We start from the raw sequence: 25235 nt of genomic DNA on the forward strand, positions 1-25235 counted from the left end.
GGTTATAAAACTTTAATTACATCAAGTGCAATTTTGCTTTTTCAATTCCTGTAGAACCCGTTAACAAATCATATTCGCCGTGAAGCCGTTTGTTCTTTTTATCGCTGAGATTTTTATCTGGTTACTACTGACCGGCTTTTCTATCTCATGCCCGGCCTCAACTCCTTTTTTCAGGAATATCGGAACAGAATACGGCTTATCACATCCTAAAGTCAATTGCATTCTGCAGGATAAACGCGGCTTTTTATGGTTTGGAACGGAGGACGGGCTGAACCGTTATGATGGCCACTTTTTTACGGTATATAAAAACCAGCCTAATGATACTACTTGCGTATCAGGTAACATCATTACCGATCTTCTTGAAGACAAAGCAGGCAACCTCTGGATTGCGACTGCTGATGGAGGAATAACACGGTATGATTACCATTTGGAGGCATCAAAACAATTTAAGCAATACAAGTTTAACGCGCACAGGCCCGGCGGAATCCCCGAAAATCATATCAATAAAATCGCGGAGGATAATAACGGTAATTTATGGCTGGCTACAAGCAACAGCTTTCTGGTACGGCTGAATAAAAAGAGTGGAAGATTTGATGTGCCCGTTAAATCAGGCGGCAGAGATATCCTCTCGCTGGCTATGGCCGGGACAGATACTTTGTGGGCCGGTCGGGAAGATGGCGGCTTGCTGAAAATCAATACGCATACTCTGGGTTTTAGTATTGATAAGCACTACATTAACACCGACGGTAAATTGCCCCGCAGTTCAATAGCATCGATTTTTAAAGACCGCAATAACAGAATGTGGTACGGCGACCGGGATAAAAAACTATATACTTATCAGTTACACACCGGAATTGAGCAGGTATTTCTTCCGGGTGGGGCCGAAAAGAAAATCCCCCGCAATGTCATCGCCTCCTTCGCCATAGACAAACAAGGGAAGATCTGGATGGGCACACAGGGTAGCGGCGTAACCACATTTGATCCTGCCGAAATGCAATTTATCACCTACCGGCATACCGATCAGGAGGGTTCGCTTGTTGATGACCATATCAACGTGGTGTTTACCGACCGGAGCGGAATTATATGGATAGGTACAGATAACGGGATCAGTATTTACGACCCGGTTTATTCACCTTTCAATCAGTATAATCTGCCAAAACCAGCAAAGAAAGATATCACCATCTTCGATTTTTACCGTAACCCTAAAGATAATGCCCTTTGGATAGCAACAAGTGAAGGCATTTATATCAAGCACAGTAAAAGCGATAATTACGAGCATCGGATTGTAGCATACAAGGGAAATGCCTTATCGGTAACCAAGTTTTATGTAGATAATGATGGTACATTCTATTTAGGTACTGATTATTCCTTATTCAGGTATGACCCTGCCTTGAACCGGGCAACGCTATTGCCAAATACCAATGATGACATGCTGATGAAAAGGCTGATGGGGTCGAGGATAGTATCCATTGTACGCGATACCATCAGAAATCATCCGGCGTTGGTTGTATCGCCTTACGGACATTATTTGACATATTATGATTTCGTGGACAAAAAATGGATTTCGGGGATAGCGCAGGAGGGAATAAAAACATTAAATGTTAAGGACAACGTAGTAAAGAAATTTTACAAGGATAAAAATGGCACCCTGTGGCTGGCTACCGATAAATATGGTTTAGGTGCTTTGCAGCAGGGGGCTACTATCTTCAGCTATTTTACAAACGATATATACGATCATGAATCCATAAGCAGTAATGATGTTTATGACATTGAGGGGGATAGAAAAGGAAACCTGTGGATAAGCACCTATGGCGGTGGGCTTAACTATTTTGATAAAAATGAGCTGCGATTTTCTCATATTCCCGGATCAAGCAACCTGACGGAAGGTATATGCTCAGATGCCCGCGGAAATTTATGGATGATCTGTAATGGCCATATGCATGAGTATAATCCGGAAACCCGTGTGTACAGTTGCTATGATCTGCCGGATTTAAAATCGAACGGAGGTGTTAAAGGGTATATGTACCGTGACTGCCGAGGAAACTTTTATGCAGCCGGCAGGAACTTTTATATTGAATTTAATCCCGCGGGTATAGGGAAGATTGAAAACGAACCGGACGTATATTTTACCGACTTTAAGATATTCAATACCTCATACAGCCATTTGCTTGAAAACAAAACCATCAGGTTAAATCATAACCAAAACTATTTTTCTCTTGAGTTTTCGGCCCCGGAATACAGCAGCAATCACATGCATTACGATTATATACTCGAAGGTGTAGACAAAGATTGGGTAGATGCTGATAAGCGAAACTATGCCAGCTATTCAAACCTGGCCGGCGGGCGTTACCTTTTTAAAGTAAGGGCATCTAACTGGAAAGGGAGCGTTGTTAATAAATTTGCATCAATAGTTATTATTATAAACCCTCCGTTTTGGCGTACCTGGTGGTTTTATACATTGATCGTTTTAATTATCGGGCCGCTTTGCTATTTATTTTATCGTTATCGTATTAATGAGTTCTTGAAGCGTCAATCCATCCGGAATGGGATAGCGCAGGACCTGCACGACCAGATCGGTTCAACCTTAAGCAGCATTTCCATTTATAGTAAAGTCGCGCGCATCTATCAGCAGCAACAAAAGAAAGAAAAGCTTAGCGAGGTTCTGCAAACAATAGGAGAAACCGCCGATGATACCATTTCGGAGATGTCAGATATCGTTTGGTCAATCAACCCCAAAAATGATCATATGAGCAGTATGATACAAAAGATCCGGTCTTATGCACAACCATTATGTGTAGCCAAAAATATCGCATTCTCCCTGGCCTGCGATCAGCGGTTGTTGAAACTGACGTTGGAAATGGAAACAAGAAAGAACTTTTTCCTGATCCTCAAAGAAACTTTAAATAATGCCATCAAGCACTCACATTGCAAAAAAATAGCAGTGGATATACAGCTAAAGGGGAGTAAAATTAATTTAAAGGTATGTGATGATGGCGTAGGTTTTAATTACGAAGATAAACTGGCACAAGCAGCTTCTGCTGCTGAAGGAGGGAATGGATTACGCAATATAAAATGCCGTGTCACTGAACTTAACGGAGCACTGGTTGTGAAAAGCTCGCCCGGGCGGGGTACAACCATAAATTTTACCTTCGGTAACTTGTGACTACAGCATGCAGCAGATTTTGAACCGATTAAATAATAAATATATAAAACTATGAGTATCAGGGTGGCCATATTTGATGATAATAAGAATATTCGGAGCAGCGTGATCATGTTATTAAACACCGACCCGGATTTTGAAGTGGTCGGTACGTTTAGTGACGCAAAACATTGTGTGGATAATGTACTAACCTCAAGGCCCGATGTTGTTTTGATGGATATAGAGATGCCCGGCATTAATGGTATAGAAGCGGTGAGGATCTTAACCCGGGAGTTTCCGCATGTTCCGATTCTTATTCAAACGGTTTTTGAAGATGACGAACGCGTTTTTGACTCCATTTGCGCTGGGGCTGCGGGTTATCTCCTGAAAAATCAGCTTAATAGCTCCCTTACAGAAGCTATTAAGGAACTGAAAACCGGTGGCTCCCCCATGAGCCCGTCCATCGCCAGGAAAGTACTTCAACTGCTTCAGAGCAGCGGCGAAAGAAGTCGCCGGAAACCCAGCGAAGAGTATAATCTTACCCCGCGAGAAAAAGAAGTGCTAAGCGCCATTGTAAACGGCCTTAGCTATAAAATGATTGCTTATGAGCTGAATATATCTTACGAAACGGTTCGGAGCCATATCAAAAAGATCTATGAAAAATTGCATGTAGCCTCATTGACAGAGGTGGTTGCAAAAGCCATCAATCAAAATATTGTATAAACTGATACCTGCCCGTTTATACTTTGGGTTATTATACTCACCACATTAGGGGATAGCTGTTTTGCATGCGTCGGGCCATATTTGCTGCAAGTAAAAGGTGTTGACAAATACAAAGCGTTATATGAATCAGACAACATTAAATGGATTGACAGGAAAGAAGATCCTGATAGCGACGGTAGCGGCAGACGGACATTTCAACCCGCTCACCGGCCTGGCGAAATTTTTAGCAGATAGCGGCGCTGATGTGCGTTGGTATACCTCAGTAGTGCATGAAGCCAAATTAAAACAACTTGGGATTCCGCATTTCCCTTTTTTGAAGGCCATTGACATTAATGCCAACAACATCCACAATTTGTTTCCGCAGAGAAAATTTTTAACCGATGCAGGGCAGAAGGCAAACTTTGATATGATCAATATCTTTATTAAGCCAGGGCCCGATCATTTTGAGGACATCAGGGATCTTCAGCAGGAGTTTCCGTTTGATGCTATCGTGACCGAAAGTATGTTCCCGGCTATTCCGTATCTTTCTGCCATGCTGGATGTTCCGGTGATATCAGTCGGCATCATTCCATTGGCCGAAAGCTCGGACGATTTAGGACCTTACGGCCCCGGTTTTTATCCCCCTTCAAATACCGGCGAACAGGAGAACATAGTCCGCCTGAATAAGACGTTTAGTGAGGAAGTTTATAAAGAACATATTGATTGTCTTTCTTTGCTTTTAAGCCGTTATGATATCCAGCATCAAAGGACAAATGTATTTGATATGCTGATAAAGACGTCAGATCTATATCTTCAGATAGGTTCGCCTTCTTTTGAATATACCCGCAGCAACATGGGGCAAAACGTCCGTTTCATAGGCTCCTTACTTCCTTATTCGGCACGGACGAGCGAAAACCGCTGGGATGACCAGAGGCTTGATGAATATCAAAAAGTAGTACTTGTTACACAGGGCACTATCGAAAATGATATTACGAAACTGCTGGAACCTACTTTAGAAGCCTTTAAAGGGACTGACACCCTTGTGATAGCAACAACCGGCGGAAACCAGACACAGGAGTTAAGAACTAAATACCCCTATAATAACCTGATCATTGAAGATTATATTCCTTTTGACGAGGTGATGCCCTTTGCACATGTTTACATCACTAACGGAGGCTACGGCGGAACACTATTAGGTATTAAAAACAGGCTGCCTATGGTTGCAGCAGGTTTATTTGAGGGTAAAGCGGAAATCTGCGCACGGGTAGGGTACTTTAAATACGGTATAGACCTGAAAACAGAAAGACCAACCCCGGATGAGATCAGGAACGCCGTTGTAAATGTAATAGCCGATCCTGTTTACAAGAATAACATTACTGCTTTGGCAGATGAGATGGAGCAATACGACGCCAGGGAACTTTGCGCAAAATACCTGGTTGAGTTGTTGAACCAATATAATACGATCAATGTAGCATAACCTAAAATGTGATGAATGCTAAGGGCGGCACAAATAAGCAAATTTGTGCGCCCTTTTTTGTTTTAAAAAAAGAATGCGGCTTTGACACCGCATTCTAAACCAAACAAACAAAACTCAACAAAAAAGATTTTTCTTTAACAGCGGCTTACATGGCGTAAATAATGCCATTTGTGAGTTATTACCTTATGGGTGATGGCCAAAGGATTTCGCCTGGTTATTTAAACAATATTAAAGTTGATAGATTTGGCAACCAATTCTGTAAGCGATGCAACCTTTAGCTTTTCATAGATGTGTTTCATATGGCTGCGAACGGTTTCGTAAGAGATATTCAACTCATAGCCGGTCATTTTATAGTTTTTGCCTTTAACAATGCAGGCCAAAACTTCCTTTTCTCTTCCGGTTAGCTTATAGTTTGCCGCTTGTTCAACAGGACTGAAATGACATATATTATGCTTGACCATATTGATTACCTTGCGGGCGACGGAAGGGCTCATGGGCGAACCTCCGTTTCTTAATTCTTTAACAGCCTTAACTAAAGTTAGCTTCAAACCGTTCTTTAAAATATACCCGGAAGCACCGGCCAGGATGGATTGATATATCAGCGCGTCATCCTCAAAATTTGTTTGTACGAGAATTTGGATGTAGGGGAGCTCGCGTTTTAGCCGCTCTATAGTTTCAATCCCACTAAAGCCAGACGCGGCGATATCTATGATCACCAGGTCTGTTTTGGTGCTCATCAGGTTTTTGATACTGTTTTTAGAATTGTCATACACACCCACAACGTTAAACATGATCTCCGAATTGAGGATCATTACCATGGTGTTCCTTATGTTTTTGTTATCGTCAAAAATGGCTATCCTTAACGAATGATCATTGTTTACAAAGCTCATTCGTTCATTAACATTATTCATCATAGTAAATACTTGTTAAGTTTTTTCTTTCAAACAAAATGCGTAACAGCCATAGAGTGATCGTTACTATAATAGTCTGTTCGCAGGGTTAATTTTATTTGCATGCTCAAATTAAGCCCATTAAAGGCGCTGTTGAAATGGAAAGGTTGTTGAATTTGGCAAATTAGCCTTTGAACAGGACAAAGTAGTTCGCAGCATGTTGACTACCTCGTGTGTAAGTTTTGTTATCTACGATCATGGAAATCTCATGATGTAATGCATGAAACCAATGGCCAACAGGATAATTTTTATATTTGGCGATCAGAATGTTAGCTTACACCGTATATAACGATGCCGAACTTACCGATTTGCTCAGATCGGGTGATGAGTTGGCTTATACCGAAATTTACAGGCGTTACTGGCGCTTGATGTATGCCCATATCTATAAGATGCTACGAGATGAAGAAGACTCCAAAGATATCTTACAGGAACTTTTCGGTACGTTATGGACAAAAGCGGATAAAATTCCGGCACAAGGCAATTTAGCCGGTTATTTATATGTGTCGGCGCGTAATATGGTGTTAAACCATATCCGTCAGCGTAAATTCCGGAACGATTACCTGAGTTCATTAGCGCAATTTGCGAACGAAGCAAGTAAAGACACGCTTCATTACCTGGAAGAGCGTGATCTTTTGGCGGCCATTGACAGGGAAATTGGAGCGCTGCCACCCAAAATGCGGCAGGTATTCGAAATGAGCCGCAAACAGAATTTAACCCATAAAGAAATTGCCGAAAGTTTAGGCACTTCAGAAGAAACGGTAAAAAAGCAAATTCATAAATCGCTTAAAAGGCTCCGGGCTAACCTCAAAGACCCGGATACGGCGGTCAGTCTCCTGATGCTGCTTTCATTTTTTAAAAAAGTGTAATTTTTTTTTCAGCTACGATACCCCCCAGGGCATTTTCATGTGTTTTTGCTTTAAATATCATTTTTTAAAGTATTAAAAACGATGAATCACCAAGACGCTGATCAATTAATTGCAAAGTATCTGGATAATACAGCTACTCCCGAAGAACGCGCGTTAGTTGAAAACTGGTACATCTTTGAGTCGGATAAAAGAAAGCTTTCTGATGATGATAAGTTTGATCATTTGGCGGCCGAGCTTTGGGCCGGAACGCGGCAGCGTGCAGGATTGCAAACCCAACCTAAGGTGAGGAGTTTATGGCCAAGAATTGCAGTCGCGGCTTCAATTGTATTTATCTTATCGGTTGGTCTCTTCGTTTTACTAAAACATAATGGAACAGGACAGCCGGGTGATAATGACCAAAATCGCATTGGTGCGATAACCGAGAGGTTCCCTACGCTGATCCTTACAGACGGTAAGGAAGTAACCCTGCACAAATCTAAAAACGAACAGCTGATCAGCCAAAGTCCCGGTTTAGTTACCCGGTTGACCAACGGTGTGTTGGATTATCAACAAGGTTCTGAGAATCAGGACGATAACAAAGTGATCGCCTATAACTCCCTGCTGGTACCAAGCGGCGCTCATTACCAGGTTGTGGTACTGCCTGATGGAACCAAAGTCTGGATCAATGCTGCGTCATCATTGCGGTATCCTACGGCATTCAATGGTGGTGAACGCCGGGTTGAGTTAAAGGGTGAAGCCTATTTTGAGGTGGCACACAATGCCGCGAAACCTTTTAGGGTAGCCAGCAATAATCAAACCGTAGAGGTTTTGGGAACGCATTTTAATATCAGCGCATATGATGATGACCCTGCCGTTAAAACAACACTGCTTGAGGGTAAGGTAAAAGTAACAGGTACCGCAAATAAAGCCACTCGTTTCCTATTACCGGGGCAACAGGCTGTGCTTGGTAAAAATGCCTTCATAGTAAGTAAAGCAGAAACCACTGAGGCTGTAGCCTGGAAAAATGATCAGTTTGATTTTCAGGATGACAATATCCAGCATATTATGCGGGTAATTGCCAGATGGTATGATATGAAGGTAACCTATGAGGGGCCAATCCCCGAAGATAAGTTTGGAGGGACAATTAACCGGAATGCGAATGTTTCAGAGAGTTTAAATATCCTGGAGCTGACCGGGAAAGTCCGCTTTCATGTTAAAGGAAGACAAATAGTTGTATCTAAATAATCTCGCAGTACTTAAAACCGGATAAAGGTTTCTCAATAATGAAAATACGCATCTTCCTAATCTTAAATATATTAATGTTTAGCGCTTACGCTTATGCTCAGCAAATAAACCTCTCGGTTAATAAAGCACCGCTTAAAGAGGTTTTTAAGGAGCTTAAGGCCCAAAGCGGTTATAATTTTGTTTATGCCGAGAGCGACTTAAAACAAGCCAGGTTAGTCACCTTAAAAGTGACTTCAGGGAAGTTTGAAGATGTACTGGTGCAGGTTTTCGCCGGGCAACCACTTACTTATACCATCAGGAGCAAAACAGTTATTGTTAAAGCAAAACCTGCCGAATTTATGGAAAAGGTCAAATCCTTTTTCAGATCGCTTACCGGGGTAGTAAAAGATGAAAGAGGAAAGCCCCTGCCCGGAGTTACGGTTTCTGTTGAGGGCTCCGCGAACCGTACCATGACAGATGAAAATGGCCGGTTTTTTTTGAAGGATGTGGATAAGGACGCTGTCATTTCGTTTGATTATATCGGTTATAAAAGCCAGCGTGTTCAGGCCAGGAATTTAGATGGTAATGACATTGCTATTCAGCTGGACCCAAGTATAAACGAGCTTGAAGAGGTTGTGATGGTTGGTTATGGCACCTCAAAAAGGAAAGATCTTACCGGTGCCATATCCTCGGTGAATATGGATAATATCAAAAACACCACATTTACTACTATAGATCAGGCGCTTTCCGGACAAGCCGCAGGTGTTCAGGTCGTACAAGGCGATGGCTCGCCGGGAGGTTTGGCTAAAATCAGGATAAGGGGAGGGGCATCAATTATTGGCGGTAACGACCCGCTTTATGTCATCGACGGAGTTCAGCTTAATATAGAGAACAGGTATATCCAGGCAGCGGCCGATCTGATCAACCCGGTTGAAAGTTTAACTTCTGATCCTTCGACGTTAACCACCGTCGGATCTTCATTTTCCCGCGGGCTGAATACGCTTGCCGGTTTAAATATAAACGATATCGAATCTATTGATATTCTTAAAGATGCATCGGCAACCGCCATTTATGGTTCAAAGGCGGCTAACGGTGTGGTTATTATCACTACAAAAAAAGGCATAAACAACCAGCAGCCATCTGTAGATGCAAGTTATTTTCAAACCTATAGCACGCCCAGGACTATAAAGGTGCTTAACGGAAGTCAATATGAATCGATACTTAAAGAAGGGGCAGCTAATTTAAATAAGCAGCTGGCGCCTTATTCGGATATATATGCTGATTCTATCCTAAATGTCCCCTCTTATTTTCGTAACAGTACCAACTGGATTGATTTGGTTACCCGTACCGGTGTAAGCAGGAACGCAAATGCAAGCGTACGGGGAGGTGGTCGGGATACCAGGTATTATACTTCATTATCATATGATGACCAAACTGGCACGGTGCTGGGCACAGATTTTAGCCGTTTCACAGGAAAAGTAAACATTGACAACGATCTTGCTAACCGGATACGTTTGAGCGGCAGCCTCAATTATGGTTTTATCAAAAACAACATCAGTAACGGGGTGTACACCTCAGCATCGCTTGCTCCTCCTAACTTAGCACCTTTTACCGCGGATGGCTCGCCGACGCAATTTATTCCCGGAATTTTGGCCGGTACCGTAGCCCAGGGCGTTCAAAATCCGTTTAGCTTGTTGCAGGGAAAGAATCATGCATCAACTGCCTTGCTTTTGGGCTCTGCTTCCTTAGAATATGCCATTTTAAAATCGTTAAGGTTTAAAAGTACTTTTTCAGTTAATCATACCACTTACCGTCAGGAAAACTACGTGCCGGATGCGCTCTATATCGCTACCATTGATCCCCGTTCCAAAGGTGGGATCTCCACGACCGGGCAAACCCAGGAAACTACTTTTTTTTATGAGAACACACTGACCTGGGATAAGCAGTTTGATGATAATAACCGTTTCACTCTATTAGGCGGCACATCCTGGCAGCAATCAAAAACAAATACTTTTTCTGTTTCGGGTATGGATCGCCCAAATAGCGGAACGCTTCCTGACGGGACTCCGGCAACAATATCTTCTTTGCCTGTTAAACTCAATGATCGTAGCGCTTTATTGAGTTTTTATCTCCGTGCCAACTACGCTTTCAAGAATAAATATTTGATAACAATTACAGACAGGGCTGATGCATCATCCAAATTCCCTGCAAACAACCGGGTAGGTTATTTCCCTTCAGCTGGTTTGGCCTGGCGGTTAAACCAGGAGGGTTTTCTGAAAAATGTTTCCTGGCTTAATGAGTTAAAGCTTCGCGTAAGCAGCGGGTTAACAGGCACTCAAAATATCCGCGATAATCTCTTTTATACTTTTTATTCATCGGCTACTTATGCGGGTAGCAACGCCTTGATTGCCTCAAAACTGGGCAGCGATCTTACAAAATGGGAAACTACCTTCCAGAAAGATGCGGGGATTGATTTCGCGTTATTTAATTCCAGGGTTCGGGGCAGTATTGGTTATTATGATAAAAGATCGGCAGACCTGCTGGTAGCATTACCTGTTCCTACCAGTACGGGTTTTTCATCAGCGCTGCAAAACTATGCCACTATTGATAACCGGGGGCTGGAAATTGAACTGCGTGGCGACATTATAAAAAACAAGAATTTTGTTTGGAGCACCGCCCTGAACATATCAGGAAACCGGTCTAAAGTACTCAAGTTGAAAGAGGCACTATCAGATCCCTTTGCAGGACCGTTGACCTCTGACGAACAACTCAATTCACTTTATCTTGGAAACACGATTTTAACAGTTGGGCAACCGGTAGGATTAATTTACGGATATAAATATTTAGGCGTTCTGAAAAAGCAAGATAAAAATAGTTCTTATCCGCCATTAGGAACACCAATTTACCAACAAATTGAAACCGGCCCTTATGCCGGACAGGCCGAACGTATGGTTATAGGGCATGCCGAACCTAAATTTTTTGGCGGGCTCACCCATTCGTTTACCTATAAAAATCTTACGTTAACAACCTTGTTCAGCTTCTCATACGGAGGAGATCTCATTTATCTTCCCAGGCTCAACGATATATCCCTGCTTGATCAATCAAACCATATCACAGCTATTTTAGATCATTATAGCGCTACAAATACTACTTCAAATAATCCGTCACTTACCTTGAAGGGAAATGCGAATTTGCCGGGTATTTCAAATTTCGCGGTATTCAGCGCTTCTTATCTCAAGCTTAAGTCGTTAACGGTCAATTATCAATTGCCTCAAAAAATCACCGGCAAACTCCATATACATGATGCCACTCTTTTTCTGTCGGGGAATAATTTATTCATTGTTTCAAAGTATCCCGGGCCCGATCCGGAGGTTAGTAATGATCCCTACAGTTTGATTGGCGGGTATACCGATGACGCATCTTATCCCACATCGCGTCAATATAGTTTTGGTTTAAGGTTGAAGTTATAAATAATAAGCATGATCAAAGGAAGAATCAATATAACAATCCTGGCGCTCGTTGCATCAATTACACTTGGAGCGTGCTCAAAGGCATTGAACCCTGTACCGGCAAACCAGGTGGTTAACGTGAACGCGATTACCGATCAAGCCTCGGCACAGGCCGTTCTGAACGGCGCATATTTTCGTTTTGCAAACGGGAATGTCAATAATTTTACAAACTGGACATATAATGAAATTCCCGGAAGCGTATTTGCCGGTTTTATAGGTGACGGCTATACCACGGTTGATCCCAATGAATCTAATAATTACAACAACACTTTTAGCCAGGCCATCTGGGACAATTCCTATAAGCTGATTGAAGCTTCGAATGAAGTTATTAGTGGGGTAACCAATCTCAATGCCGGCGCATTCACCGGCAACAGGAAAAATGAAATACTTGGCGAAGCCCGTTTTTTAAGGGCATACGGTGCTTTTCGGGTGATGGGCTATTTTGCACAATGGTGGGATGTTTCCAGCAAGTTTGGCATCATTATACGTGATCAGCCTTCTGCCGTAAGTAATATTGCAAAGGCAAGGAGCGATGTGGGTACAAGCTATGATTTTATCCTTGCCGACCTGGACTTTGCTATTGCCAACGCGCCGGCAACAAATCCGCGTTATTATGCAACCAGATGGGCCGCCATGGCTTTAAAAATGCGCGTACTAATGAGTCGCGGAACTTCGGGTGATTATGCCCAGGTTATTGCGTTAGCCCAGGCCATCCAGCAATCGGGTTTTTACTCGCTGGAAAATAACTTAAAAGATATTTTTTATGTTAAAGGTCTTGCCAGTTCAGAAGTGATTTTAGGTATTCTGCCCTTTGCCGGACAGGAGAAGTATATTGCGAGCCTTAGCCGGGCGTATTATCCGGGGACAACCGATCTGTGGGTTGCCAAAAAAGCACTGAAAGATCTGCTGGCCAATGATCCGAGAGGCCAATGGATGGTTAATAAAGAAACTATCTATACTGTTATAATCCCCAATACCTATCATTTTCAGAAATACATTGCCTATGGCGCTATGCCAACTCAATTATCCGAAACCGCTTACGCTTTCCGTTTAAGCGAGGTTTACCTGCTGGAATCGGAAGCCATAATCAGGTCGGGTGGCAACCTTGATCAAGCCAGAGCTTTACTTAAAACAGTAATGAGCAAGGCTGGTGTGACAGATTTTTCGGCGGTTGACAATGCAACCACTACTGAAAGTATGTTACTCCAGAATTATTATGAAATTGTGAGAAACCTTGTAGGTGAGGATGGCGCAGACTGGATGGCCCTGCTGCGGTTCCCTTTGGCAACTGTAACCCAACTAAGGCCAACAATTACATCAAATCAGCAATATATTCTACCAATTCCTTTAACTGAGTTTAAGGCTAATCCGGGTATCGGACCACAGAATCCAGGCTATTAATATTACCAGACTAAAGATGAAAGTTCAGTCACACGGATCTAAACATAAAGCAATATGAAAGTCAGGGCTCTTATTTTTTTATTATTCATGTTTATGGCAAGTATCATTCATGCCCAGAAAGTAGAGGATAGGCCTGAACATGAATTGGTTAGACTTAAAACGATGCCTGCTGATACCGCGCGGATAGCTACACTAATAGATCTGGCCGAGGCTTACGAATATATGCCCTATCAAAAGAGCCGGACAGATACTATCGATATGTTTTTAAAAGAGGCCCAAATGCTGAATGCAAAGTTCAGGGTGAACAAGTTCCGGAATAGAATTGACATTTTAGCAGCGCAAACCGCGTACGACCGGAATCAGGGCCTTGACCTGAAAGAGCTTTTTCTTCCCATCGTGGATAGGTGCAGGAAATCAGGAGATATTTTAGGAGAGTGTCTCGCGTGGTCGCAGCTGGCAGTGAATATTGTTCGCGGAAAGGAAGAAATGCAGTTTAAATTGTATTGCTTTGAGCAGGCGTTACAACTGGCTAAAAAGCTAAACGACCGGGAAAGGATATTTGACATCGCTACCAACATTGCGGATATCCATATCTGGCAGGGTAATTTTAGTTTGGCCGAAAAGGAACTGTTGCAAATAATCAATCCGGATCAGAAAGCCTCATACATGAGCCTGCTGTTTGCTTATTACCGCCTATCGCTGGTTTATGTAAAAAAAGGTAATTATCCCCATGCCCTGGACTACGCGCTGAAAACAGAGCAAACCATGCGGCTTGCGGCCGACTCGTCTTATGCCTATGACTTTTATATCCGGATTGCCGAGATCCAGAAGGATTTGGGCAACTTGTCCGAAAGCTTGAAATGGGCAAAAAAGGCTTACGTTTTTGTTGTGAATAGTCACGAAAACCCGGACATTGTTATCAAGGCCAAAAGTGAGGTAGCAGAGCGGCTTTTAGATTTGGGAAAACCGGGTGATGCTCTGAAATTTGTTCTGATAACGCCTGATGAATACAAAACATTTGATCCCTCTTCACGGCTACTGTACCTTTCGTTAGTTGGCGATTGTTATCAGCAACTCAAAAAGTATCCGCTTGCCGAAAAGAATTATCTGGATATGATTGCTTTGGTACGCAGGCAAAAAGATGATTTTTCTGCCCGGGAAATAGCTTCAGGATTTCAGGATATCGGATCTTTTTATCTGAACATACATCAGCAAAACATCGCAAAGCCTTATCTCCTTGAAGCCTTAAAGTACCTTAAGGTCTCCGGAAAAAAGAACGATTTAAAACGTAACTATCTGATGCTTTTTCAAGCTGATTCTGCTGCCGGTAATTACCAAAGTGCCGTGTCTTATCTGCAATTAAGCAACCAATTAAAAGACTCCATCTTCAATACCGAAAAGAACAAGCAAATACAGGAATTGCAAGTATCCTTTGATACCGAACAAAAAAACAGGGACATCAGCGAGTTACAGGCCGCTGCAAGACTCCAAAAGTTAAGTTTAAGGAATGTTGAGGCATCAAGAAATTGGGTTGTTTTAGGTTCCTGCCTGCTCGTGGTTGTAGCGGTGTTACTTTATAGAAACTCGTTAGTAGCAAAAAGAAATAACCAGCTTATCCAAAAGAAAAATCAATCCTTGCAGCGGTTTCTCCAGGAAAAAGAATGGTTGATCAAAGAGGTACACCACCGGGTAAAAAATAACCTCCATACGCTTATCTGTTTATTGGAGTCACAAGCTAAAAACCTGAAAGATGATGCGCTGAAAGCTATTGAAACCAGCCAAAACCGGATTTTCGCAATGTCGTTGATCCACCAAAAGCTTTACCGGTCGGATGATGTAAAAACCATTAATATGGCTGAGTACATTCCCGAACTCATTTTTAATTTGGAACGAAGTTTTGATCTTGCAGACCGGATTAACTTTAATATCGATATAGCCCCTGTGTTTCTTAATGTGGCCTATGCTATACCCTTTGGGTTGATCATTAACGAGGCGGTAACCAATGCCATCAAATATGCTTTTCCTGCGGAGGATGGCACTATCTCGGTTATATTATATCAATATAACAACGAGGTGGTTTTGACAATAGCTGATAACGGGATAGGAATGCCCCGCAATTTCAATGAGCATACTAATCAATCATTGGGCATCGAACTGATGAGAGGCTTGTCGCAGGATATAGATGCCGAGATAAGTTTTGAAACGCATGACGGAACCCGGATCATAGTAACCTGTCTACCCCGGAATAATTTTGATAAGGAAGCATTGATAGTAACCGGTAGCGGAACGCTTGCAACATTGATTGAACACTGAAGAAGCCGGGGTATGGTCAGGGTATCATGAGATGAGGTTAAAACAGATGGACATCTGTGAGAAAGAACTGAAATAGGGGGCTTATAAGTGTTCTTATCATTAAATCTCATGTTGAAATCATGATACTTCGTGATTTTATGATTTTGGTATTGACGCACTTTTTTGACTATTAGGCAGATACCATCCGGCATAGCATTTGTATTTACCGCGAGTCGGTTTTAGGCAGTGCACTAAATAATTAGCGAGCTGCAGGTGATATTATATTTTTTAAGCAGTCCGGCCATACCCATAGAACAGGGAATATACACAGCGCCGGAATTCAGAAAACATCGACATGAAAAGTAAAATATTAATAGTAGAAGACCAGTTTATAGAGGCAAATAATTTACGTAAAGTATTAGAGGGAGCGGGCTATGCTGTTTGCCCTGTCGCCCGCTCTTTTGACGAAGCGCTTAACACCCTTAATTCCGATTTGCCTGATCTTGTGCTGTTGGATATCTTTTTAAAAGGCGAAAAGACAGGCATTGATCTGGCGCCGATAATTAAGGAACGTAATATACCTTTCATTTACCTTTCGGCTAATTCGGACGAGCGGACTTTTAGGCTTGCCAAGCAAACCTCACCATACGGGTTCCTGGTTAAACCATTCCGTGAAAAAGATGTGCTGGCTATGCTTGATATCGCTACCAACCTGCACGCCGAGCATCTTTCGCTCGCCAAAGTTTCTAAGATATATAAAAGCCCTGCTGATTTAAAAGGCGCCGGTACTGGTAATTTCGGAATGGCGGGAAAAAGCTCAGGCCTGAAAGATGTTACTAGGCTGATACAGATAGCGGCGGCAGCAGAAAGCCCGGTGCTGATACTGGGCGAGAGCGGAACCGGGAAAGAATTGGTAGCAAGGGCTATTCATAACCATTCGGCCCGCAGTAAAAAGCCGGTCATTATTGTTGATTGTGCCGCCGTATCGCCTACCCTCATCGAATCTGAGCTTTTTGGGCATGAAAGGGGAAGCTTTACCGGGGCGGTAGATAAAAGGGTGGGCAAGTTTGAACAAGCAGAAAGCGGCACTATTTTTTTGGATGAAATAGGTGAGATGCCGCTGGAAATTCAATCTAAATTACTCCGGGTTTTGCAGGAAAAAGAGATCTGCCCGGTTGGTGGAAAACGGAAGAATGTCAATGTCCGGATAATTGCGGCAACTAACAGGAACCTGGAGGAAGAGATTGCCGCGGGCAGGTTCAGGCTTGATCTTTATTACCGTTTGTACGTATTCCCGGTAGAATTATCACCATTGCGGGAACGAAAGGCGGACATTATGCCGATTGCGGAGCATTATCTTAGTGTCTTCGCAACTGCCAATAAAAAAAATATCACAGGATTTTCTGATTCGGTTAAGAAGGTGCTGCTCGGTTATCCATGGCCAGGCAATGTACGGCAGCTCATTAATCTTATTGAACGTTCTGTGCTACTTTGTGACGGGCACATCATAAACCAGGTGAACCTGCCCGTATTGAAGCCGTCGCCCGTAGCCGGCAATGCTAAAGAACGAGGCATCAAAACCTTTGCTGATAATGAACGTGACCATATCCTGGATACACTGGCAAGGTGCAACTGGAAAGTATACGGCACGGGAGGTGCCGCAGAGTTACTTAACATCAATTCCTCAACGCTTAAATCAAGAATGATTAAACTGGGTATTTCCAAACAGTTTGGTTAATGCTTAAAAGAACGCTGATTGTATTAAAAGCAAATTTTCTGATCGAAAAGAAATTTATACCTAAACCTATAAAGCTCGCAGGCAGAAACAGGTCAGCATTCCGAAAACCACCATGAGAACATTTATCACAATTATTTTCTTACTGTTATTCGGCATAACCGGGATGGCACAAAAATGCCATTCCTGCCTGCTGGCAGATAGTGAAGCGGAGAAAAATCAATCTGCCGGGAACTTCTATCTCCTGAAAAAACAGTATGGCACAGCAAAATACTACCTGCTGAAGGCGCTGAAGCAATATGAAACAGGTGGCAATGCAAAGAATATCCGGGATGTTACCCTCTTGCTTTTCAGGGTAGATTCTGCCACAGGGAGCTACCAAAGTGCTATTTCGTATTTACGGCGGAGTGATGCGATAAAAGACTCGATGTTCAATTCGGTCAAGAACAGGCAGATTAAAGCCTTACAGATTGCCTACGCTACAGAACAAAAGAATAAGTATATCAAAGAGCTGAAAAATTCGGCCCGGGTTAGGCAATTGAACCTGGCGCATGCCAGTTCTGTCCGGATCCGGACTATCATTGGCTCGGCGTTGCTGTTTGTTATTGTGGTACTTATTTATCGGCAGTGGGTAGCCGCAAAAAGGAATAACAGGCTGATTTACCGTAAAAATGAAATGCTTCAGTTTTTGATCCGTGAGAAGGAATGGCTGTTGAAAGAAGTGCATGACCGCGTAAAAAACAATTTGCATACGGTTGTTTGTTTGCTGGAATCTCAGGCAAAATATCTTGAAAATGATGCCTTACAAGCTGTTGAAAGCTGTCAGCACCGGATCTTCGCGATGTCCCTGATCCATCAAAAGTTATATAAAACAGATCATGTCAAAACAATTGATATGGCTGAGTACATACCCGAGCTGATCAATAATCTGGAGGAAAGTTTTGGGGTTGAGGGCTTCGTAGGTTTTAAGTTTAACATCGATCCGGTTGCGCTTGACATTTCTTGCGCGATACCACTGGCCCTGATCATCAACGAGGCAGTTACCAACGCCATTAAATATGCGTTTCCGGGCTACAAATCAGGTGAAGTTCAAGTTATATTGGTTAATAACAACGGTCAGCTAAAACTTCAAATTTGGGATAACGGTATCGGCCTCGCAGATGATCCTTTCAACAAAAATTATAACTCGCTCGGAATGGAGTTAATGAAGGGATTGAGCGCCGAGATTAATGCCACTATTAAGTTTGAGAATTTAGGCGGTACCCGGATCTCCATTACATTTATCCCGTCTTTACCGGTATAAATGGCCCCCCTTAATAACTTACTGTCCTTTCTGAAATCTTCAGGATAGCCATTGAATTACGCCTGTAATCTACTGCTGGACTTTTCAACAAAGCAATCTGGGCTTTATAACAAAACGCCGTGGCACGCTATTGCCGAACTTTGTTCCCGAAATCAAATGAAAATCATGGAATGTCAGAATAAAAACCCGGAAGGCCATGAAAAGCAAAGTGGCTCCGGCCCCAGATTGCTCTTGAATTCTTATTCGGGCAATAAAATAGAGGGGGAGGCTTTTGTCACCGATCATATTTTCAGTTACATCATTAGCGGGACTAACGAGGTATGGCTGGGTGATAAGAAATACATTTTTAGTGCCGGCGACTTCCGGTTTTTCAAAAGAAACCAGTTGTCCAGGTATGTAAAAAGCCCTGTTGGTGGTAGTTTCAAATCCGTCGCGGTGCATATTGACCAGGCCACATTACGCGAAATGAGTGATCTATACGGCTTGGTTGCCGATGAAAATCATCAATCCGGCGGGGCTACGCTGATCAGGCCAGGTATTCTGCTCAAAGGCTTTGCCGATTCCCTTATACCATATCTGCAACAGGGGCAGCCAGATGAGCGGATTATCGCGCTTAAAACGCGGGAGCTGATCTTATTGCTCATTCAAAATGACCCCGAATTTAAAAATATCCTGTTTGATTTCAGCGAGCCCGGCAAAATAGATCTGCAGGCATTTATGAACAGCCATTACCGGTACAATGTGAGTATTGAACGGTTTGCGTTTTTGACCGGGCGGAGCCTTTCCGGATTTAAGCGTGATTTCGAGAAGCTATATCAAATCAGCCCGAGCCGGTGGCTTGTACAAAAAAGATTGCAGGAAGCCCGGTTCCTGATTGAGGAGAAACGGGAAAAACCCTCAGACATCTACCTCGACTTAGGATTTGAAGATCTGTCACACTTCTCATTTGCTTATAAAAAGTCGTTTGGTTATGCACCAAACAAGAAATATCTATAAACTAATAAAAATAATAAAATGGATTTAAAATTAAAGGGCAAACGTGCCCTGGTTACCGGCTCAAGTTCCGGATTAGGCGAGGCAATTGCAAAACTGCTTGCAAGTGAAGGCGCAACAGTTATTATTCATGGCCGCAACAGCGGGAGGGCAAGCGAAGTAGTAAATGCTATTTTGAATGCGGGAGGATCGGCTGAATTGGCTATAGGCGATCTTTCGACAGATGAGGGTGCCGATGTTGTTGCAGCAGCCGCGCTTAAATCAGGACAAATAGATATCCTGGTTAATAATGCAGGCGAAACCTCACACAAATCATGGGGGGAAGCCACCACCGAAGACTGGTTGTCGATATACAATAATAACGTAGTTTCTTACGTGCGGATGGTACAGCGGATAGTTCCACAAATGAAACATCTTGGGTGGGGAAGGGTGATCCATATTGGCGGGGGGCTTGCCATACAGCCGATAAAAGAACAGCCTCATTATAACGCGACACTGGCTGCCCGCCACAACATGTCGGTTTCATTGGCCAGGAGCCTCAAAGATTCTGGTATTACCTCTAACGTTGTTTCGCCGGGCGCGATCATCAACCCGATGGTTGAGGAGTGGTTACAAAACGCAGCGCCAAAATTTGGTTGGGGAACCGATCCGGAAGAAATAAAATATAAAGCTGTGCAGGAACTGATCCCTAATGATACCGGCAGGTTTGGTGAGCCTCAGGAGGTTGCCGGTGCCGTAGCCTATCTGTGCAGCCCTTTTGCCGACTATATCAGCGGTTCGGTACTCCGTGTGGATGGCGGAACGATTCGCTGCCTTTAAGGGAATGTTTTGATTCCTGGTAATTATTTATTCGTTAACGTTTTGGCTATTCCTATGCCTCCTTAAAACCCGAATTACATTGTTGGCAATAAATCCAATTTAGTCGTCTCCTTAACATCACCAGCCAATACGAAGGTTTACTATTGTAAAAAGGATTATTGAGCGTCATAATAGCCGGTTAGCTATGGAGATTACTTTTGGCATAGGGATAGTTTCAAGAACGTTATCAAAGCCTTTAGTCGAAAAGACTGAAGGCTTTTTGCTGGGTGATATTAATAATTGTTTTAACGTTGCAGGATAATTGTTAAGCAAGTAACTTAACTGACACTTTTCTTAAATATGACCAGGTTTTTAAGGCATAGGAAACAGGCGATAATACTTATTGTGATATTTTTAATTACGATGATACTTGGCCTAACGCCGTGAGAAGCCGTATTCTCAATCCAGATCACAGGCGGTATAGCTTACGGGTTAACAAGTTTCTCAACAGGGTTATTGGGCCTGATAGGTTTTCTGGTTGCCTTATGCATTTGTATTAAAGACATAAACCGATTTGCTCTGTTTGTAAAACTACTATCGGGGTGTGTTGCAGTGTTGTTGCTCGCTGTTTGGATATTAGCTTTATTGTTGCCTACATTCAGATGGATCGACAGGAATGTCTACCGAAACGGGGATGATTATCTGGTATTATAGGAACAGGAAATTTTTGTAACAAATAATCTTAAACAACCGCATTTGATCAGAACAAAATCACCTTACAGCATGATCCGGAAAATTGAAGAACAACAGGAACAGAATGAAAACGATAACCCATTTGAAGGGGAGGTAGTGATTTATAAAGGTAAGAGATGGAGTAAAGAACCAACAATTGAAAAAGAGTGAGAAAGTGATAGTTGCGTAATAATAATGCTATTTCGTTGAGTCTGTAATCTGCTGTCGCTAAATATCATTCTGGGTATTGTTAATTTTTGTTAAAGGCACACACTTTAGCAATTTATGTGTTATATTTAGGTACCTACTTTACCTGTTAACTGAACCCGTCATGAAAACATTGAAACTTACCTTAACAGTAATATTGATACTCCTGTCAGTAAATCTGTTTGCCCAGCGTATTAAGGGAATTGTGATTGACAAGGCTACTTATTTGCCAGTAGCTAACGCTTTTATCAGCTCAACGGCTTCAAAAAGCATAAGTAATCAGCAAGGGAAATTTGTGTTGGCAAGCGTAAAGCCCGGCGATACTTTGCGGATCAGCAGTATAGGATACAAGCCATTCAGGCTCATCATTAGTTTTTTAAAGTTTGATACTTTGAGGTGTTACATTGAACCGGATGCAACTGTTTTGAGTGAGGTGAAAATCAGGGGCAGGCGTAACGCCAAAGCCGACTCATTACGAAACCGGAGGGAGTTTGCCTCTGTTTTTGCCTATCGCGGTTCAACCATAAAAGACGCGTTTATAACTCGTCCGGCCGATCTTGATTTTGGTAAACCCAGCAATCACATCAATGCAGATAAAAGTACTGCGACCATTTTAAGCATCAACCTGCTTTCGGTAATTGACATGCTGAGTAAAAACAAAGCCCCTCAATCAAAGCTGCAAAAGATCTTACTTAAGGACGAGCAAGATGAGTATGTCGACAGGTTTTTTTCGCCGGAAAAGGTAAGCTCAATAACCAGCTTAAAAGGCGATTCACTACAGAACTTCATGAACCAGTATCATCCTGATATTAAAAAAGTGAAAAAGATGAGTGATTATGATATGATCAGCTACATCAGGAAAAGCTATGCCGATTACCTTAAATCGGGGAGTAAACAAACAGCACCGCTTTTTGGGAGATGAAACATTGGCGTAGACTAAGATGTACCGCCTGATGATTTCCCTACCGCTCAAGCACCAGGTATTTTTTGTTGCATTTGTAACAAAAATACCGCTTAACAGGTAGCCAGAATGTTAATAGTTTTAACAGTACCGGTCGTTTGATCCTTTGACCGGTATTAGTTTGGCATATTGGGCAAAATGTGCGTCTATGCCTTTTCTTTGAAGAGTCATTTTCAGTATCTACAATATGCATAACATGAATACAATTAATGCCATTGTATCCCCATAGTAGGTTTTGTTATTGGCTAATACCCAAAACTAAAAAAGGTTTACTCCTTTTTTGCGAATAGTTTTTTATGAGGCTTTGCTGTTGTAAGTAGTGCCTGTAAGCACTGGCGATTTTTTGTTAAACCTATTCCATTCCTCAATATTTACGAGGCCGGGAGCAGTTGAATAATGCTTTTTACTTGTAGGGCAAGCAACTGAAAAACCCTTACGGCTTTGTTCAATTACAGGGCGTGCTCCGCATTCTTTGCAAGGTTCACAATGGATATTTGGTTGAATTTGTATAGATCCTGCCATATTGTTTTTTAAAAGGTTTTATAAGTGCTTGCCAATTAAGCAAGTGGGTTTTTCATTATTGTATTAGGGTTTGGTTGCGTTATTACAAAGATCGGAATAAAATTTTTATTAAAAAATTGCAATATGGGAAGGTTATTTCACAATTATGTAGCGCTTTTATTGACAAAAGTGTAAAATATGTTAAGCTGGTGTGTAAAAGTGTGCAATTGTGTAAACCTTAAAACAACTTTAAGTTGTGACCTTTTTTGTTTATTAACAACTTTTTTACACTTTGGGTTATTCAATCAGTCACCATGAAAAAAATTGTATTCCTTTTGCTGCCCTTACTTATTTGCGCTCATTTCACACACGCACAACCACCTTCATCGTCGGTAAAGCAATGGCAGGAACAGAAGTTTTCCATGTTTATCCACTTCGGTGGCATTTACTCGGTTTTAGGAGGTGTTTGGGATAGCAAACCTGTAACTCGTGGTTTAAGCGAACAAATCCAGGCACACGCGGGTATCTACAGCGATACCTATGCAAACCTGGCTAAAAACTTCAACCCGGTAAACTGGAATGCGGATAGTATTGCCCTGTTAGCAAAGGCCGCCGGCATGCGTTCAATAGTGCTTACATCTAAGCATCATGATGGTTTTTGTATGTTTAAAACAGCCACAACTGATTTTAACGTAGTTGATGCAACCCCTTTTAAGCGCGATGTGGTAAAAGAAATGGCCGAAGCCTGCAAAAGACATGGTTTGCGGTTTGGGTTATATTTTTCATTGATCGATTGGCATTACCCACAGGCATCGCCTATATCAAGCCATAATTCAGATTATGTAACGCCGGAGCATCATGAGTATAACAAAAAGCAGGTAACCGAGCTGTTATCAAACTATGGTACCATATCTGAGCTTTGGTTTGATATGGGGTCTCAAAGTTCTGAGCAAAGTAAAGAGCTTTACCAACTGGTACATCGTCTGCAACCCGATTGCATGGTGAGTAGCCGCTTGGGTAACGATCAGGGCGATTTTGCTGTTATGGGCGATAACCAATATCCAGATTATTCTATAGGGGTACCATGGCAGTCGCCGGCTTCATTTTTTGACGAAACCTGGGGCTACCGGTCATGGCAAAAACGCGGCAGCGAAGATGAAAAGTACAAAGAGAAACTGGAAAGCCTGATCCGCGTGATTAGCAGAGGAGGTAATTATCTGCTCAATATCGGCCCTAAAGGTGATGGCTCTGTAGTAGGTTTTGAAAAAGATGTTTTATTGAAGATAGGAGCCTGGCTTCATAAAAATGCCGAAGCTGTTTACGGTACCACTGCCGATCCGTTTTTTACTTCCTTTAAATGGGGTAATATAACCAGCAAACCCAACAAGCTTTATCTTTTTGTAACCTCGGTACCGGCTGATGGCTTGATCACCTTGCCAGGCCTCGAAGGTAAAATAAATGGTGTATCTGTTTTAGGCGAACAGCAATCGCTTAATTTTAAGCAGACTGCCATTGATGCTGTAATAACTTTGCCTGCTAATTTTGATAACGAAAAACAGATCAAAGTAATAGCCGTTGATGTTGCCGAGGGCTATAGAGTACAGCCTGTCCATATTATCAAAAGCAGCTACGGCCACATGGAACTGGATGAGCATAACGCTTATAATTACTACAGTTCATCGGGTATCGACTATAACAGCAATTACAAAAGCACTGTAAAGCAAGCCTGGACAATCAAACCTACCGCGACAGGTAAATATCGCCCCTCTATCAAATATACCGACGAGGAGAAAGGTAATGTGATTGATCTTGCCGTTAACAATGTAACTACCACAATCAAGCTTGATAACGACAGGTTGATGAAGTACAAAGCTGATACTGCTAAAATTAAATGGGGGCCTTTGTATATCACCGGCCCATATTCGGCAGGCTTGGGTGGTTTAAATGGCGGCAGCGATAAAATTGATATTAACAAACCCTATACAAATGATACCGATAAACCGTGGCAACGCATGGATAGCTACAAAAACGGACAGCTTATTGATTTACCGGCAGGTATGGATGATGCCTATTATATACTGCAGAATATTACGGTAGCGAAAGGCTTGATTTATGCGCAGGTTAAAATCACCAGCGGTGATGGTATTGTTGTTATGTTTAATGGCAAACAAATGCTCATTAATAACAACCCTGGCAAGGCCGGATCTGTAGATCATATTATCGGCTTTGATTTAATGCCTGGTAATAATCAGCTATTGATAAAGGTGTTCAATAACTTTAAAAAGAATGCGCCTTTTGCCATTAGCCACAGTATTCCGCAAAATATCTATATAAAAGATCTCGATCCGCAAACCTTCGAGGCAAACAGGCTTTACCCGGTAAGTTTAAAATTGCATGATCCGGCTTCGCCGCATCAAACTTTAAAGCTGCCAAACCTTGAAATTTGGTTTTCAAAAAAATAAGGAA

Annotated in this window: 16 protein-coding genes; 15 read left to right on the forward strand and 1 reads right to left on the reverse strand. The window is 42.3% G+C overall.

From position 1 onward, the window contains the following. The first annotated feature begins 79 nt into the window (after positions 1-79). The 3 genes from DUL71_RS03030 (at position 80) to DUL71_RS03040 (ending at position 5318) form a co-directional block, all read left to right on the forward strand. Positions 80-3163 carry a sensor histidine kinase gene (locus DUL71_RS03030; protein ID WP_114936670.1) on the forward strand — a complete coding sequence of 1028 codons (3084 nt, stop codon included), beginning with the start codon at positions 80-82 and terminating at the stop codon, positions 3161-3163. Between the two features lie 51 nt (positions 3164-3214). Continuing rightward, complete coding sequence (locus DUL71_RS03035) at positions 3215-3862, forward strand: response regulator (protein WP_114936671.1); 648 nt, start codon at positions 3215-3217, stop codon at positions 3860-3862. A 121-nt stretch (positions 3863-3983) separates the two neighbouring features. Continuing rightward, on the forward strand, positions 3984-5318 hold the full coding sequence (locus tag DUL71_RS03040) for a glycosyltransferase (RefSeq protein WP_114937456.1): 1335 nt from the start codon (positions 3984-3986) through the stop codon (positions 5316-5318). Between the two features lie 218 nt (positions 5319-5536). Here the strand turns inward: DUL71_RS03040 and DUL71_RS03045 are convergent, their stop codons facing one another. Beyond that, a complete protein-coding gene (locus DUL71_RS03045; RefSeq protein WP_244228689.1) occupies positions 5537-6232 on the reverse strand; it encodes a response regulator transcription factor in 696 nt (231 codons plus the stop codon). Between the two features lie 302 nt (positions 6233-6534). Here DUL71_RS03045 and DUL71_RS03050 point away from each other — a divergent pair, with 302 nt between their 5' ends. From DUL71_RS03050 to DUL71_RS03105, 12 genes are all read left to right on the forward strand, one after another. After that, positions 6535-7134, forward strand: coding sequence for an RNA polymerase sigma factor (locus DUL71_RS03050; protein WP_114936673.1), 600 nt, complete (start codon positions 6535-6537; stop codon positions 7132-7134). Positions 7135-7215: 81 nt separating this feature from the next. Beyond that, positions 7216-8358, forward strand: a complete 1143-nt coding sequence (locus DUL71_RS03055) for a FecR family protein (RefSeq protein WP_114936674.1) — start codon at positions 7216-7218, stop codon at positions 8356-8358. A 74-nt stretch (positions 8359-8432) separates the two neighbouring features. Beyond that, positions 8433-11807 carry a TonB-dependent receptor gene (locus DUL71_RS03060; protein WP_161964361.1) on the forward strand — a complete coding sequence of 1125 codons (3375 nt, stop codon included), beginning with the start codon at positions 8433-8435 and terminating at the stop codon, positions 11805-11807. Between the two features lie 9 nt (positions 11808-11816). After that, positions 11817-13247 carry a RagB/SusD family nutrient uptake outer membrane protein gene (locus tag DUL71_RS03065; protein WP_114936676.1) on the forward strand — a complete coding sequence of 477 codons (1431 nt, stop codon included), beginning with the start codon at positions 11817-11819 and terminating at the stop codon, positions 13245-13247. A 93-nt stretch (positions 13248-13340) separates the two neighbouring features. Continuing rightward, entirely contained in the window at positions 13341-15560 is a 2220-nt protein-coding gene (locus tag DUL71_RS03070) for a tetratricopeptide repeat-containing sensor histidine kinase (RefSeq protein ID WP_161964362.1), read from the forward strand. Between the two features lie 334 nt (positions 15561-15894). Continuing rightward, complete coding sequence (locus DUL71_RS03075; protein WP_114936678.1) at positions 15895-17277, forward strand: sigma-54-dependent transcriptional regulator; 1383 nt, start codon at positions 15895-15897, stop codon at positions 17275-17277. 112 nt (positions 17278-17389) lie between these two features. Next, positions 17390-18577 carry a sensor histidine kinase gene (locus tag DUL71_RS03080; protein ID WP_114936679.1) on the forward strand — a complete coding sequence of 396 codons (1188 nt, stop codon included), beginning with the start codon at positions 17390-17392 and terminating at the stop codon, positions 18575-18577. Positions 18578-18742: 165 nt separating this feature from the next. Next, a complete protein-coding gene (locus DUL71_RS03085; protein WP_114937457.1) occupies positions 18743-19573 on the forward strand; it encodes an AraC family transcriptional regulator in 831 nt (276 codons plus the stop codon). An 18-nt stretch (positions 19574-19591) separates the two neighbouring features. After that, on the forward strand, positions 19592-20389 hold the full coding sequence (locus DUL71_RS03090) for an SDR family NAD(P)-dependent oxidoreductase (RefSeq protein ID WP_114936680.1): 798 nt from the start codon (positions 19592-19594) through the stop codon (positions 20387-20389). 735 nt (positions 20390-21124) lie between these two features. After that, positions 21125-21271, forward strand: coding sequence for a hypothetical protein (locus DUL71_RS31855; protein WP_154402304.1), 147 nt, complete (start codon positions 21125-21127; stop codon positions 21269-21271). Between the two features lie 160 nt (positions 21272-21431). After that, positions 21432-22229 carry a carboxypeptidase-like regulatory domain-containing protein gene (locus tag DUL71_RS03095; protein ID WP_114936681.1) on the forward strand — a complete coding sequence of 266 codons (798 nt, stop codon included), beginning with the start codon at positions 21432-21434 and terminating at the stop codon, positions 22227-22229. An 854-nt stretch (positions 22230-23083) separates the two neighbouring features. Beyond that, the gene (locus tag DUL71_RS03105; RefSeq protein ID WP_114936683.1) at positions 23084-25231 is read left to right on the forward strand and encodes an alpha-L-fucosidase; all 2148 of its coding nucleotides are present in this window, start codon (positions 23084-23086) and stop codon (positions 25229-25231) included. Positions 25232-25235 lie beyond the last annotated feature (4 nt).

Source organism: Mucilaginibacter endophyticus (assembly GCF_003351025.1).
Lineage (GTDB): Bacteria > Bacteroidota > Bacteroidia > Sphingobacteriales > Sphingobacteriaceae > Mucilaginibacter > Mucilaginibacter endophyticus.

Coding starts and splice junctions, on each gene's coding strand:
- DUL71_RS03070 (WP_161964362.1), top strand. CDS start 13,341: ATGGCAAGTATCATTCATGCCCAGAAAGTAGAGGATAGGCCTGAACAT.
- DUL71_RS03085 (WP_114937457.1), top strand. CDS start 18,743: ATGGAATGTCAGAATAAAAACCCGGAAGGCCATGAAAAGCAAAGTGGC.
- DUL71_RS03050 (WP_114936673.1), top strand. CDS start 6,535: ATGTTAGCTTACACCGTATATAACGATGCCGAACTTACCGATTTGCTC.
- DUL71_RS03075 (WP_114936678.1), top strand. CDS start 15,895: ATGAAAAGTAAAATATTAATAGTAGAAGACCAGTTTATAGAGGCAAAT.
- DUL71_RS03080 (WP_114936679.1), top strand. CDS start 17,390: ATGAGAACATTTATCACAATTATTTTCTTACTGTTATTCGGCATAACC.
- DUL71_RS03095 (WP_114936681.1), top strand. CDS start 21,432: ATGAAAACATTGAAACTTACCTTAACAGTAATATTGATACTCCTGTCA.
- DUL71_RS03090 (WP_114936680.1), top strand. CDS start 19,592: ATGGATTTAAAATTAAAGGGCAAACGTGCCCTGGTTACCGGCTCAAGT.
- DUL71_RS03065 (WP_114936676.1), top strand. CDS start 11,817: ATGATCAAAGGAAGAATCAATATAACAATCCTGGCGCTCGTTGCATCA.
- DUL71_RS03045 (WP_244228689.1), bottom strand. CDS start 6,232: ATGATGAATAATGTTAATGAACGAATGAGCTTTGTAAACAATGATCAT.
- DUL71_RS03040 (WP_114937456.1), top strand. CDS start 3,984: ATGAATCAGACAACATTAAATGGATTGACAGGAAAGAAGATCCTGATA.
- DUL71_RS03035 (WP_114936671.1), top strand. CDS start 3,215: ATGAGTATCAGGGTGGCCATATTTGATGATAATAAGAATATTCGGAGC.
- DUL71_RS03105 (WP_114936683.1), top strand. CDS start 23,084: ATGAAAAAAATTGTATTCCTTTTGCTGCCCTTACTTATTTGCGCTCAT.
- DUL71_RS03060 (WP_161964361.1), top strand. CDS start 8,433: ATGTTTAGCGCTTACGCTTATGCTCAGCAAATAAACCTCTCGGTTAAT.
- DUL71_RS03055 (WP_114936674.1), top strand. CDS start 7,216: ATGAATCACCAAGACGCTGATCAATTAATTGCAAAGTATCTGGATAAT.